This window comes from Pseudomonas sp. TH31 (assembly GCF_016650815.1).
In the GTDB taxonomy this organism is placed as follows: Bacteria; Pseudomonadota; Gammaproteobacteria; order Pseudomonadales; family Pseudomonadaceae; genus Aquipseudomonas.
This window is the reverse complement of the sequence record NZ_JAEKEZ010000001.1, coordinates 104,167-118,403: the sequence shown is the minus strand read 5'-3', so window position 1 is coordinate 118,403 and position 14,237 is coordinate 104,167. Positions and strand designations below refer to the sequence as shown.

Sequence of the window (14,237 nt, the reverse complement as noted above, 5' to 3'; positions counted from 1 at the left end):
CCGGAAGGGTCACAATGTGTGGATGTGAGTTTTCTTGGCCGCAACCAGTCGCTTGAGCAAATCGGCCGGGGTAAACCACATGTCGCCGTAGCTGCCCAATTGCTCCCGATAGTGTTCGATACCCGCCAATACTTTCTCCAATCCCAGTTGCTCGGCGTAGTACATCGGCCCGCCCTGCCACGCAGGGAAGCCGTAGCCATTGACCCAGACCAGATCAATGTCGCCACTGCGCTCGGCAATGCCCTCATCAAGCAACTGAATGCCTTCATTGATCAGCATGAACAGACAGCGGTCGTGAATCTCCTGATTGGAAATCGCTCGCCGAGAAATCTCCAGCTCTGCGGCAAGGACTTCGGCACAGGCGATCACCTCATAATCTTCCTGTCGCTCACGCCCTTCATAGCGATAGAACCCGCGCCCGGTCTTCTGCCCGTAGTGACCCCGGGCATACAACTCATCGGCCAGCTTGCAATAACTCGGGTCATGGGCGATGGCCTCGCGACGTGACTCACGCACCAGATAACCCACGTCGATCCCGGCCAGGTCATACATGGACAACACGCCCATGGCCAACCCCAGCTCCGTGAGTACGCCATCAACCTGAGCCGGCGTCGCACCTTCAAGAACCAGACGATGGGCTTCCCTCGCATAGGGTTCCAACATGCGGTTACCAATAAAGCCGAAGCAGACCCCGGAAACGACCGCCACCTTCTCGATACGTTTGGCCAAGGCCAGGGTCGTCGCCAGCACCGAGGGAGCGGTCTGTTTACCGCGCACCACTTCCAGCAGGCGCATGACATTGGCCGGGCTGAAAAAATGCAGGCCTATGACGTCTTCCGGACGGCGCGTCACTTGAGCGATGAGATCGACGTCCAGGGTCGAGGTGTTACTGGCCAGGATGGCGCCGTGCTTGCAGACTTCATCCAGCGTGCGGAACACCGCCTGTTTGACGGCAAGGCTTTCGAACACCGCTTCGATGACCAGGTCGGCCTCAGCGATATCCGCATAGTCCAGGGTCCCGGAGATCAGCGCCATGCGCGACTCCAGCGCCTGGGTGCTCAATTTGCCGCGTTTGACGCTGGTTTCATAGACTTTGCGAATCTGAATCAAGCCTCGATCCAGGGCTTCGGCCTTGAGTTCAAGCAACTTGACGGGGATGCCGGCATTCGCGAAGTTCATGGCGATCCCGCCGCCCATGGTGCCTGCGCCGATAATCGCGACGGCGTCGATGGTACGAAGTGGCGTATCTGCACTGACCCCAGAGATTTTGGCGGCCTCACGCTGGGCAAAAAACTGGTGACGCAAAGCCGCTGATTGCGGCGATGCCTCCACTTGCTTGAACAGCACCTGCTCATGGGCCAGGCCTTGCTCCAGTGGCAGCTCACAGGCAGCCTTCACTGCGGCGAGCGCCAGCCCAGGTGCGATTTGCCCGCGCCAGCGCGCGGCACGTGCCCGTTCGAACTCGTCAAAAAACCGGCAGGCAGTTGATCTGCCGGTTGTGGTCGGCGCCAGGCGGGCTGTGCAGGTGCAGCCTGGGCCAAGAGCTCCCGAGCAAAATCGCAGGCAGCGTCCAGCAGCGTTTGCTGGCCTTTTACCAGACGATCCACCAAGCCGATTTCACGGGCACGAACCGCCCAGACGGGCTCTCCGGAGAGGATCATATCCAAAGCCACTTCGGCACCCACTAGCCGTGGCAATCGCTGCGTTCCTCCAGCACCCGGCAGCAGGCCTATTTTTGCTTCTGGCAGGCCCAATCGAGCGCTGACTTCACTGATTCGATAACCACAGGCCAATGCCACCTCCAGCCCACCGCCCAACGCCAGACCACCGATGGCGGCAATCAAGGGTTTCTCGGACTGCGACAGTCGATTCAACAGGCTGGCAAGGTCTGGCGTGGCAAAGGCCGATGCGCTGCCAAACTCGGCAATGTCGGCGCCCGCGCTGAAGGCTCGACCCTCGCCGTAAAGCACAATAGCCTGCACATCCGGATCAGCGATCGCCCGATCATAGGCTTCAGCCAAAGCAGCACGCAGGGCTTGCCCCAGCGCATTGACGGGCGGACGGGCCAGGCTGATCAGGGCCAGGTTTTCTTCGACGCGGTAGTGGATCAGGGTGTTCATCAACTGTCTCCCAATGGATTAAGGGCTTGGCCAACCAAGTCAGAACCAGGCGTTTTGCATGTCGTACGTGGTGCGGTTACCGGCACACAGCAAATCCGCCTGGCCCTGCAACGACGCCAACTCCCACTCCATGTAATAGGCAGCGGTATGCAACTTGCCCTGATAGAAATCGCTTTCGCTGTCGGCTGTAGCCGCAGCGAATGCCCGCTCTGCGACTAATGCCTGGCGTAGCCAGATCCAGCCGACCAGCACTCGACCAAACAGGTCCAGGTACGCGGTGGCGTTGCAAAGCCCAAGGTCAGGTTCGATACCGACCTGACGCTGCAATGACGCCGTCACGTCCTCCAGAATCGCCAGTGCCTTGGCCAACTGCGCCGCCAGCACCGATGAATGCGCCAGCCCTGCGGCGTCATCGAGACTGCGGCGAACCTGCGACAGAAATAACGCGTAACCTCGTCCGCCCTTCGGCCCCAACTTGCGCCCCAGCAAGTCGAGCGCCTGAATACCCTCGGTGCCTTCATGAATGGGGTTGAGCCGGTTGTCGCGGTACAGCTGCTCCAATGGGTACTCACGGGTATAGCCCGCGCCACCGAGGATCTGGATACCCAAGTCGCAAGCGCTCAAGCCATAACGCGAAGGCCAGGTCTTGACCATTGGCGTCAACAGATCGAGCAATTGGGCGGCGTCCTCTCGGCTGTCTGGATCAGTGGCAGTGTGGGCATCCTCCACCAGGCTGCTAGCGTACAAACACAACGCCAGACTGCCTTCGGCATAGGCCTTCTGCATCAGGAGCATGCGACGGACATCGGCGTGTTCAATGATCGACACCTGACGCGTCAGGGGATCTTTGCAACTGGCGTGTCGTCCCTGCGGACGTTCACGCGCATAGTCGAGGGCGTGCAGGTAGCTTTGGCAGGCCAGGCTGGCGGCCCCTAGGCCGACGCCGATGCGCGCCTCGTTCATCATCTGGAACATGTACGCCAGGCCCTTGTGTGCCTCGCCCACCAGATAACCGACAGCACCGCCCCGCTCGCCAAAACTGAGGACGGTAGAGGTGGTGTTGCGATAGCCCATCTTGTGCAACAGCCCTGCCAGGGCGACATCGTTGCGCGGCCCCAGACTGCCGTCGGTTTCGACCAGAAATTTTGGCACCACGAACAAGGAAATGCCCTTGACTCCCGCCGATGCACCGTCAATCCGGGCAAGCACCAGATGGACGATGTTTTCCGTCAGATCGTGATCGCCACCGGAGATAAACATCTTCTGGCCGAAGACCCGGTAGGTGCCATCGGGCGCCGGCTGCGCACGTGTGCGCAAGTCCCCCAGCGCTGACCCTTGCCCCGGTTCCGTTAACGCCATAGTGCCGCTGAAGCGCCCTTCAAACATGGCAGGCAAAAATCGTTCTTGCAGCTTGGCAGACGCAAAGCTCTTGATCAGATTGGCCGCACCGATACTCAAGAACGGGTAACCGGTGGTTGCGATGTTCGCGGCATTGAAATAAGCCATGCAGGCGCGCAGCAACACTTCAGGCAGTTGCAGGCCGCCATCCTCGAAGTCGTGATGAGCGGCGAGAAAACCAGCCTGCGCGAAAGCATTCCAGGCGTGCTGGGTTTCCTCGATCAAGGTAATGCGTTCGCCGTCGAAGCTGGGCTCCTGACTGTCACCCTTGTGGTTGTGCGGGGCAAAGAACTCGGTGGCCACCTGGCGCGCAGTGTTGAGCGTCGCATCAAACACCGCGCGATCATGCTCGGCATAACGCTCGCGCTTGAGCAGTGCCTGAGTATCGAGCAGTTCGTAGAGAAGAAAATTCAGATCACGTTCGTTGAGCAACATAATGATGGAATCCCGCCTTGGACATTTCGAGAGCGATGAGCCGACATTCATGTTGTAACAAGCGCGAGCGGTTGATTCGTCAAACCGCGGGTGGAGTTTGAGATGGAATTGATTCGGTGCCGGGTGGAGCCCCTCCAGTCCAGGCTGAGAGATCTATCAGCTCAGCAAGCCGACACTACGAGCCTTGCGCAAAGCCTCCTCTCGGTCATTGACCTCCAGCTTACGGAACAGGTTGTTGATGTGCGTTTTCACCGTGCTAAGGCTGACGAACAGCGACTCGGCGATCTGCGCATTGCTCTGGCCTCGCGCCATACGTTGCAACACTTCACGCTCGCGCCGTGTGACTGGCTCTACCAGACGATTTGCCTCGGTCAAAGACCGGATAAGTTGCGGCATGACCATGCTGAGTTGCTCAGCAGTCGGCAATGGTGAATGCAGCTCATACTGACGACGTGCTTCAGGGGTGACCAGTTGCCGAAACATGTCTCTGAGCTCACTGCCCTCATGGTGCAGCAACTGACCGAAACGGTACTGGCAAGCCAGGGCCAAGGCCTGATCCAACAGCTGCATTACTTGCTTTTGATCACCGTTGTCGTGCGCAAGGCTTGCTTCGAGCACCAATAAATCAAGGTTCAATCGCTGGTTGTGGTGTTCCTCGGCCAGTTCTCGCAATTCCGACAACAGCTGCGTGCAGACCGCTCGCTGCCCAAGATGCCGTTGCACCCAGGCGTAAGCCAGAGTCTCCTCAGGCTGGATATCCTCACGGTAATGTCGCTGGCACCAATGCCACTCCTTGAGCCACGCCAGCAGGTAATCCTGGTCACGATTACGCACCGCGCTACGCGCTTTCCAGGCGCCGGCAAGACGATAAACCCGCCATTGCTTGAACTGCGCCGCCAGCCGTCGAGCCTCATCCCAACGCGCCAGCGCGCGTGGGGTATCGCCCTGTGCATCGAGCAGGCAGGCTTGCTGGTGAAAGATCAGCGCGAGCCCGGCACTGTGGGGGAAGTCGAGGGCGATTTTTTCGGCCTTGGTCAGGCTCAGGGTCGCCGCTGGCAGCAGGTTTTTCTGAATCAATACCAGCCCCTGCCCCAGATGCACGAACGAGTCGTAGAAATTACCTGAGCCCTCCCCCAAAGCGTGTTGCATGGCGTCATCAAAAAACCGCTGATGAGCCCTCTCGCTCTCCCCTTGGGCCAATTCGATTTGACCCAGAAGCAGTTGCAAGCGGTGGGTATAGCCTTTGAAGCCGAGACGTTGAAGCTGGTCGAGTGCCACGCCGGCCTGGCGCCTGGCGTCATTCAAGCGCCCCAACGCAGCCAGGCAGCCGGCGCTGTTGGCATGCAGGATCGCCGTTGCGGCATTCGGCTCGGGGTATCGTTCCAGCGCGGTACTGACCAGCTCCACGCCGTGGCGCAGGTTCCCCCCGAGCAAAGCCAGATGACTGCGCAGAAACGCAATTGTCTGCATGACCCTGTCCGGACGCTGAGCGGTGCTTTGACTCGCCAGACGCCGCAAACTGGCAATACAGGCCCGCGTCCTGTCGATGTCATTGGTGACAATCAAGGTCGAGGCCTCGGTCATGGCCAGGTTCAGGTGATCGCTCGGGCTATGACGCAGAGCATGGGTCAAGAAGTCGACGATGGCATTGATTTCACCTTCGCGCAGTAGATCGAAGGTGTGTTCTTCCACGGTTTTGAACAGCGCCGCCGAGTTCTTCGCCCGTCCATATTGGTACACGGCCTGGGCATAAAACCGGTTGGCCAACAACCAATCAGCGGCACGCTGATGCAATTGCAAAAGAGCCTGCGGGTCACGTTTTCGCAGCCGCTGCTGAGCCGTAATCCGCAAGGCGGGATGGAACTGAAATTCCAGCCGTTCACCAGTGTGTTGCGTAATGAACAAATCAGCCTGCTGCAGTTTACGGATCATCGTCCCCGGATTCGTGTCGCCACTCAGCGTTGCGGCCAAATCCAGGTCAAAGGCACCCACAACAGACGTCCGCTCAACGAAAGCCAACAGCCCCGGCGACCACATGTTCAGCAGTTCCTCCTGAACAAATTGAGCGATCTCGGTATAAGACTGCTGAGTCGCACGCTGCAAACGTTCAGGTTGATTACCTGAGAAAGTCATCTCCCGGTACGCCGCGCACCAGAACAACACACCGCTAACCCAGCCTTCACTGCCCGCCTGCAAACGGTAAACGAAAGCGGGATCAAGACCGATGCCCTGGGCCGAGAGCAGTTGCTGCGTTTCTTCTCCAGTCAATGCGAGATCATTCTGATCCAGCACCAATAAACGTGAGTCACGACGCAAATGCCCCAGAGCAAGCATCGGCCGCCCCTCACTGGCGGCAACAATGCGCAGCATGTTCGGTGCGCTATGCAACAGGGTTTCCAGATAACCAAGCGAACGTGGCGAACGTAACTTTTCTGTCTCATCGATAAGCAGCGTGAAAGGTGCAACCAAGCCATCCAGGTGGCTGCGAATGGTCGCCCACATCTCACTGGTATTGGCCTCGTCAGGCGCCGGGACTTTGAGCAGCAAGCGATACAGATGACCAATAAAATTGACAGGCTCGTTGTCCGTGCGGTCAATCCGGTACCAGCCAAACGAAGTGCCCAAACCTGCGGCAAACTGACTGAGCAACGTGGTCTTCCCGTACCCCAGGGGTGCACGCAGTAACGTAAGGCTGAAACCTTGCGCCGAGGCATCCTCCATCCGCTTAACCAACCGCGAACGCTGGATCAACGTCCGTGGCAGCTGCGCAGGGCGAAATTTGCTCAGATCGATGGGAGTCTTCAATGCAGCAACCTTACTAACGCAACGGATCTTTTCAGCATCTTACTCTCGGCGGTTTTCAAACTGTGCCCGGATGCGCTTTTTATCGAGCTTCCCAACGCTGGTCCGAGGGATTTCCGTCACTGGGTAAACATTAGTCGGAATCGCCCATTTTGATAGACAGCCCTGCTCGACGAAACTCATCAGATGCGTGCGAATCTGCTCCTCGTTGACCGGTTCCATCCCGGCCACCGTAACGATCAAGGCCACCGGCCGCTCACCCCAGCGCGCGTCGGAAATACCAATGACCGCGCACTCCGCAACGGCCGGGTGGCGACTGACAAGACTTTCGATATCCAGAGAAGAAATCCATTCACCACCCGTCTTGATCAGATCCTTGAGCCGGTCATGGATATGCACCAACCCATGGGCATCGATGCTGGCGACATCACCGGTATGCAACCAGCCATCACGCCAGAGCTGTTCGCTGCTATCCGGATCCTTGTAATAAGCCGGCGTCAGCCACGGGCTGCGGATCAGTAACTGGCCAATGTGCTGACCATCCTGCGGCAGGTCGGCGTGCGCCTCATCCACCAGACGCATCTGCACCAGCGGCGTGGTAACCCCGGCACTGCAACGCCAATGTAATTGCTGCTCTTCCGGCTCATCTTCGATGCCGAGGGGCAGTGCTGTCAGCGAAATGATCGGGCAGGTCTCCGACATACCATAAGCGCCTCGAACATCAACATTCATTGCCTTGGCCTTGCGTGCCAACCCAACTGACAAAGCAGAGCCGCCGACCAGTACATGCCACCCCGAAAGGTCCGCATCCGTCTGCTCTGCCGCGCCGAGCACCATGCTCAATAACGTCGGCACACAATGCGAGTAGTCGACCTTCTCTCTCACAATAAGATCGACCAGCACCTTGGGCTCATAACGCCCCGGGTAGACCTGCTTGCTGCCCATCATGGTAGCGATATAGGGAACGCCCCAGGCATGCACATGAAACATCGGGGTGATGGGCATGTAGGTCTTGTCGCGACTGAGCAACTCCACGCCGGCCGCGGCATGCACGTTCGCACTGACCAACGTGTGCAGCACCAATTGCCGATGGGTGAAATAGACGCCTTTCGGGTTGCCAGTGGTGCCCGTGGTGTAGAACAACGTGGCGACTGCGTTTTCATCGAACGTCGGGAAGTCGAACTCATCCGGCTGCCTTGCCAGCAGTGACTCGTACTCACCCAGCAATGGCAAATCACTTTGCACCGCTTGATCGCGATCCTGACAAAGCACATATCCGCGCACGCTCGGTAGCTGCCCGGCAATGGACGCCAGCATCGGCAAGAAATCCCCATGCGCCAACACCAGGCTATCTTCTGCATGCTCCATGGTGTACAGCACCTGCTCCGGCGCGAGCCGAACATTGACTGTGTGCAGTACGGCGCCGAGCATCGGTATGGCGAAGAAACACTCCAGATAGCGATGACTGTCCCAATCCAGCACCGCCACCGTATCACCCGCTTTGACACCCAGTTCAGAGAGCGCATGCGCCAGTTGATGAATTCGCCGGTTGAGGGTCGGGTAGTCGAACCGCCACTCGTCGCGGTAGACGATTTCATTACGACCTGCCGCTCGCAAGCCGGTTTCCAGCAAGCTGCCTATCAACAAGGGAGAGTCGTGATAGCTGGGGGTCGCCTCAAGGAATTTCGGCTGATGGGGAAGGCTCATCGCTGCTCCTGTTGCTCAATATCTTGTAATTGTTAGACCTAGGTTATAGAGGCATCGAGCGCAATCAGCCTCAACCCCTGGGTGGAATTTTCCCACCTAGAGGGTGGAAATGAAGCCTCTGCCTTTAACGCTCCCACCCGTATTTTCCACCCCCACTGCCGGCAAATTCCACCCCAAGGTTGAAGCTGTAGCCAGGCAGCCTGTTTATAAATACGCCATCGACCCAAGCGGCTCGAATCCTTGCATTCGACGCCCGCTTGCCCGCTACCAGCCCAGGAAGCCGTAAAGATGAGTATTTTCAAAGCATTCACCTTCGACACCGTCGCATCGATCGTCACCGAATGGGGTGCGGCACGGCGCATGGGCGAGCTACTGAGCGACTGGACCGATCGACGCAATCTGTTAATCGTTACCGACAAGTTCTTGCATCAGGGCGGCCTATTGGATCAAGCCAAGGCTTCGCTTGCCGCCGCGGGCTTTAACATCAACGTGTTCGATGACGTCGTCGCCGATCCACCAGAGGCCGTGCTGCTCGCTTGCGTCGGACAAGCCAAAGCCGCTGGCGTGGACATCGTGCTCGGCCTGGGAGGTGGTTCTTCGCTGGATATTGCTAAACTGGCCGCCGTGTTGATCACCTCCGACCAGCCTCTGTCCGAGCTCTACGGTATCGGTAAGGTCAAGGGCACACGCTTGCCGCTGATCCAAGTACCGACCACCGCCGGCACCGGTTCCGAAGTGACCAACATCACCATCCTGACCACTGGCGCCACGACCAAAATGGGCGTGGTGTCATCCCAACTGTATGCCGACAAAGTCATTCTCGATGCCGAACTGACTATCGGTCTGCCGGCGCTGCACACCGCCGCTACCGGCATCGATGCGATGGTTCATGCAATCGAGGCTTACACCAGCCGTCATCGGAAAAATCCGATTTCCGACACCCTCGCACGCGAAGCCCTGCGCCTGCTTTCCGGCAGCCTGATCGCTGCGTGTGAGGACGGCAAAAACCGTATCGCCCGCGAAGCCATGCTCTTGGGTGCGACGATGGCAGGGCAGGCATTTGCCAACGCGCCCGTCGCCGCCGTACATGCCCTCGCCTACCCATTGGGTGGTCACTATCACATCCCTCATGGTCTCTCGAACGCGTTGATGCTTGGCCCGGTGTTGCGCTTCAACATGGCGGCTGCAGCCCCCCTCTATGCCGAACTGGCCGACACCCTGCTGGGGCGTAGCAATGCCTCGACGTCCATGCGTTCCGCGCGCTTCGTCGAACACATGGAAGACTTGATGAACCGATCAGGGGCACCGCGCCGGTTGCGCGACGTCAAAGTCACACAGGAAAGTCTGCCGCTGCTGGCCAGCGATGCGATGAAGCAGGAGCGCCTGCTGATGAACAACCCGGTCGATGTCCGTGAAGCCGATGCGCTGGCGCTGTACCGCCAAGCCTTCTAACACTGCGCATCGTGATTTTCTCAACAACAGAACACATTCGGGCACTTCCATGACGAACGCCATCAACCCATTCGTCCCTGCCTCTTCTCTCTGCAATCCAACAGGTATTGATAAATGTTGAACACCCATCCGCAAACCTACGACATCGTCATCCTCGGCGCCGGCTTTGGTGGCCTGGGCATGGGCGCGCAACTGAAAATGCACGGGATCGATAACTTCATCATCCTGGAACGCGGTGATCGTATTGGTGGCGTGTGGCGCGACAACGCCTACCCTGGCGCTGCCTGCGACACCGAATCACATCTGTATTGCTACAGTTTTCATCCGCACCTGCGAGTCAGCAAAATGTACGCAGACCGAGACGAGCTGCTGCGCTACATGGACTCCATGGCCGCACGCTATGAGCTGATGAGCCACATCAGCCTGAACTCCGAGCTCACCCGTGCACAGTGGGACGAAGACACCCATCAATGGGGCTTCGAGCTCGCCGATGGCCGCAGCCTGAAGGGACGCTTCTTTGTGCCGGCCTGGGGGCAACTCAACAAACCGGCTATCCCGGGCTTCAAGGGCCTGGACAGCTTCGCCGGGGAGTACTTCCACTCCGCACAATGGCCAGCCGATGCAGATCTGTCGGGCAAGAAAGTCGCCAGCATTGGCGCCGCGGCCAGCGCCGTACAGTACGTGCCGGAAGTCGCCAAAATCGCCAGTCAGTTGACCGTGTTTCAGCGCAGCGCCAACTGGATCATGCCGCGCAATCAGATCGTCTTTGTCCGGGAAGAATTGGACGCTTTCGAACGCACGCCAGAACTGTTCGCGCAAAGCCGAGAGAAGCTGCATGCATTCCGGGAGGACGGTTTCGCTCGCACCCGCCACGGCACCGACGCTCAAAAGGAAGGGATCAAAATGGCCACCGGGCATATGGCAGCCCAAGTACCAGACGTCGAACTTCGGGCCAAACTCACCCCGGATTACGAGTTCGCGTGCAAACGTATCCTGCGCTCGGATGACTACTACCCGGCGCTGATGCGTGACAACGTAGCGCTGGAAACAGCTGCCGTTGCCGAGTTCGTCCCGGAAGGCATCATCGACAAGGAAGGAAAACTGCACGAGTTCGATGTGGTGATTTTCGGCACTGGTTTTGAAAGCCAGGCCTTTCAGGGCGACCTTCAGGTCGTTGGCCTGCAGGAACAAACGCTTCACAACCGCTGGGCCGAAGGCGCCGAGGCCTATCTGGGCATGAGCGTTCCTGGCTTCCCCAATATGTTCATGATCTACGGCCCCAACACCAACCTGAACCACAACTCGATCATCACCATGCTCGAGATCCAGCAGACGTACATCATCCAGGCTATCGAAGGGCTGGGTCATGGCCGGCAGGCTATTGATATCAAGCAAGCTACGTTCAACAGCTACAACGACAACCTGCAGACCAACATGCAGTCCTCGGCCTTTTCCTCTGAATGCTCCAGCTGGTACAAAAACGCTGCGGGCAAGGTCATCAACAACTGGTCAGGCACTGTCGACGAATACCGAGAACTGGCGGCGCATTGGAACCGCGACGACTACCATCACCTCTCGGTCGAGGAGCTCAAAAGAGGATGAACAAAGACTTTTCGGATGCCATTTCTCTAGACGATGTCGCTCCTGATGCGGTGGCCCTGGTAGAAGCATTCCGGACCAATGTCGGGGTGTCCTTTCAGGATGCCCCTCTGACGGAGGTGCGGGCCAACTACCTGAAGTCATGCGCGATCAACGGACTGAAAAAGCAGGACGTCGGCTCGATCAAGACGCTGGAGTTCCCGGTCGAAAACGGATTCGCTGCGCTGAGAATCTATCGAGCAAGCGGCTTACCCGCAGATCAAAAGACGCCCTTGACGTTCTTTATTCACGGCGGTGGCTGGGTCATTGGCGATCTCGACAGCCATGACAGTCTGTGCCGATATCTGGCCAACCATACCCAATCGACTGTTGTGGCGGTGGACTACAGACGAGCGCCGGAATACAAGTTCCCGATACCTCTCAATGACTGCCGGGATGCGCTGACCTATGTCATGGTCCACGCAGATGAATGGCAGTTGGATCTTTCAACAGCAGTCATCGTGGGAGACAGTGCCGGAGGCAACATGGCCACCGTCCTTGCCAATCAACATGACTATCGTCCTGAGGGAATGAAGTTCGCTGCCCAGGTGCTGTTCTATCCGGTAACCGACCTCACGGCAGGCACGACGTCCTACCAAAACATCACAAGTGGGTTCGCGCTGACCGCAGAGTCGATGTACTGGTTTCGAGAGATGTATACCTCCCCTGGGACAGACCTCACCGATGAGCTGCTCTCGCCGCTGCTACGTAAAGATCGGAGCATTCAACCGTCGATGTTCATCGTCACGGTCGGGCTCGATCCGCTCGCAGACGAAGGTATCGAATATGCAGCACGGGCAGCGCGGAGCGGTACACGCGTCATCCATCACCATTTGCCGAAGCATATGCACGGAATCTTCACCGCTGCCGGCAAAATCGATACCGGGCGTGAGCTTCTCGAAAAGGCCGCCTCGTTTATAAACGCTGTACAGCAACCCATCGACGTTCGGTAGCTTCAGCGGATATCCAAAACAAAAATAACGAGCGGGACTTCTTTCCTTCAGGGGATGAGTCTCGCTTTGTCGTTTCTGTGATCTCAAAAAACACCCACAAAAAAGCTCAGCGTAACGCCTGCGTATCAGCAGACATCCTGCATGACCATCGGCAATTCGAAGGCCATGCATGAGCCGTGCTTTACGTTACTGGCGTTACGCTGAGCATCAGGGACGAAGGATTAACCTTGCGACACAGCCTGCCTGGCTGCACGTTCTGTCGCAGCAATGAAGCCATCAACATCGCTTTCAGTCATCGCCGTGGACAGGAACGCCTTGCCGGTTTTGGCGATGTGGTAGCCCTCAAGCACCAGGTTCTTCTGCAACTTCGCAATGAGCTTGGATTCTTCCTTGCTGGAATAACCGGAACGGTAATCCAGCACTGTGCGCTGATGCCCGAACACCATGAACATCGAAGAGAAACCAGTCACCTGACCGGGGAAGTCGGCCTTTGCAAAAGCCTCGGTAACACCCGCACGCAGCCGATCACCGAGAACATCCAGGCGATCAGAGTCGGCTTGTGTATACAGGTCCAACGCAATCTTGCCCGCCGTCATTGTGACCGGGTTTGCGGTGAACGTACCGCTCCAGGGCAACAACGGTTTGCCATTGCGATGATCGAAAACCTCCATGAACTTGCGCGAACCGACAACGGCCCCCACCGGGAAACCACCACCGATGATCTTCGCCAGCACGGTAAGGTCAGGCTTGATGTTGAAACGTGTCTGCGCACCACCACGATTTACACGAAAGGTGATGACCTCATCCAGGATGAACACCGCGCCAATTTCGGTGGACACCCGCCGGATCATTTCAATGAAGGATTGGGATACAGGCACAAACCCGAAGTAGCTAGGCGCGGGATCAATGATGATCGCAGCGATCTGATCCTTGTTGGCCCGAATGATCCTTTCCGCCGCTTCGGTGTCGTTGAAAGGAATGACAACAACGTCATTCTTGACCCCTTCCGGTGTCCCTTTGGAGTAGCCAATGGAGGTAGGGTCCTCACCCCAGTTCTCAGGTGAGGAGTCCAGGCTGACTTCCGCGTAATCGTACGAGCCGTGATAAACACCCTCAGCCTTAACGATCTTCGAGCGCCCGGTGATAGCCCGGGCCGCTTTGATGGCGCACATGACGGCTTCGGAGCCCGAGTTGGAGAAACGAACCCACTCAAATCCCTCGACACGACCGCAAATAGTCTCGGCCAGGGCAACTTCGGGTTGAGTAGGCAACGTAAACGCCGTCCCGTTCGCCACTTGCTCCTGGACTGCAGAGACAATGGCAGGATGCGCGTGCCCATGAATGAGGGACGCGAAGTTGTTGAGGAGATCGAGCCGACGAGTGCCGTCGACATCCGTAACGTAGGCCCCAGAACCACTCTTGGCATAGACCGGAAATGGGTCTTGCCAAGGAAGAATCCGCGTAATACCCCCCGGCATCACTTCGGCGGCACGGTCATAGAGTTCTTTAGATTTGCTGAGCGGATCCGGCCAATTTACTGCTGACATATGATTACCCTTCCATACAGATACGAACTTCGTTCATCGACGCATTAAAAAATCGGGTCAGAGAGAGCAACCTCTAACAACAAAACGGTCTTGGGATGGCCTGCCATCGTGGTGTTCTGCCGACACCTGATTGGGGGCGAGGATCAGAGATTAAGCGCGCCCTGTTACCGTAAGAGAACCTGCTC

Annotated in this window: 7 protein-coding genes and 1 pseudogene; 3 read left to right on the top strand and 5 right to left on the bottom strand. The window is 57.8% G+C overall.

Features of this window, described 5'->3' with window-relative positions:
- Positions 1-9: 9 nt before the first annotated feature.
- The 4 genes and pseudogenes from JFV26_RS00585 to JFV26_RS00570 form a co-directional block, all read right to left on the bottom strand.
- Positions 10-2,120 (bottom strand): annotated as a pseudogene (locus JFV26_RS00585) (3-hydroxyacyl-CoA dehydrogenase NAD-binding domain-containing protein).
- 39 nt (positions 2,121-2,159) lie between these two features.
- On the bottom strand, positions 2,160-3,953 hold the full coding sequence (locus JFV26_RS00580; protein ID WP_201188777.1) for an acyl-CoA dehydrogenase: 1,794 nt from the start codon (positions 3,951-3,953) through the stop codon (positions 2,160-2,162).
- A gap of 156 nt (positions 3,954-4,109) precedes the next feature.
- Complete coding sequence (locus JFV26_RS00575; RefSeq protein WP_201188775.1) at positions 4,110-6,758, bottom strand: LuxR C-terminal-related transcriptional regulator; 2,649 nt, start codon at positions 6,756-6,758, stop codon at positions 4,110-4,112.
- Positions 6,759-6,797: 39 nt separating this feature from the next.
- Complete coding sequence (locus JFV26_RS00570) at positions 6,798-8,462, bottom strand: fatty acid--CoA ligase (protein ID WP_201188773.1); 1,665 nt, start codon at positions 8,460-8,462, stop codon at positions 6,798-6,800.
- Positions 8,463-8,750: 288 nt separating this feature from the next.
- On the opposite strand from JFV26_RS00570, the gene JFV26_RS00565 reads away from it, so the two are divergent.
- From JFV26_RS00565 to JFV26_RS00555, 3 genes are all read left to right on the top strand, one after another.
- A complete protein-coding gene (locus JFV26_RS00565; RefSeq protein ID WP_201188771.1) occupies positions 8,751-9,914 on the top strand; it encodes an iron-containing alcohol dehydrogenase in 1,164 nt (387 codons plus the stop codon).
- A gap of 114 nt (positions 9,915-10,028) precedes the next feature.
- A complete protein-coding gene (locus JFV26_RS00560) occupies positions 10,029-11,516 on the top strand; it encodes a flavin-containing monooxygenase (protein ID WP_201188769.1) in 1,488 nt (495 codons plus the stop codon).
- The gene (locus JFV26_RS00555) at positions 11,513-12,505 is read left to right on the top strand and encodes an alpha/beta hydrolase (RefSeq protein ID WP_201188768.1); all 993 of its coding nucleotides are present in this window, start codon (positions 11,513-11,515) and stop codon (positions 12,503-12,505) included. The genes JFV26_RS00560 and JFV26_RS00555 overlap by 4 nt, the downstream gene beginning before the upstream one ends.
- A 221-nt stretch (positions 12,506-12,726) precedes the next feature.
- On the opposite strand, the gene JFV26_RS00550 is transcribed toward JFV26_RS00555, so the two are convergent.
- The gene (locus tag JFV26_RS00550) at positions 12,727-14,052 is read right to left on the bottom strand and encodes an aspartate aminotransferase family protein (protein WP_201188766.1); all 1,326 of its coding nucleotides are present in this window, start codon (positions 14,050-14,052) and stop codon (positions 12,727-12,729) included.
- Positions 14,053-14,237: the final 185 nt, after the last annotated feature.

Bases quoted from the DNA above. Each gene is read 5' to 3' on its own strand.
- JFV26_RS00570 (WP_201188773.1), bottom strand. From the start codon at position 8,462: ATGAGCCTTCCCCATCAGCCGAAATTCCTTGAGGCGACCCCCAGCTAT.
- JFV26_RS00555 (WP_201188768.1), top strand. From the start codon at position 11,513: ATGAACAAAGACTTTTCGGATGCCATTTCTCTAGACGATGTCGCTCCT.
- JFV26_RS00560 (WP_201188769.1), top strand. From the start codon at position 10,029: ATGTTGAACACCCATCCGCAAACCTACGACATCGTCATCCTCGGCGCC.
- JFV26_RS00550 (WP_201188766.1), bottom strand. From the start codon at position 14,052: ATGTCAGCAGTAAATTGGCCGGATCCGCTCAGCAAATCTAAAGAACTC.
- JFV26_RS00580 (WP_201188777.1), bottom strand. From the start codon at position 3,953: ATGTTGCTCAACGAACGTGATCTGAATTTTCTTCTCTACGAACTGCTC.
- JFV26_RS00565 (WP_201188771.1), top strand. From the start codon at position 8,751: ATGAGTATTTTCAAAGCATTCACCTTCGACACCGTCGCATCGATCGTC.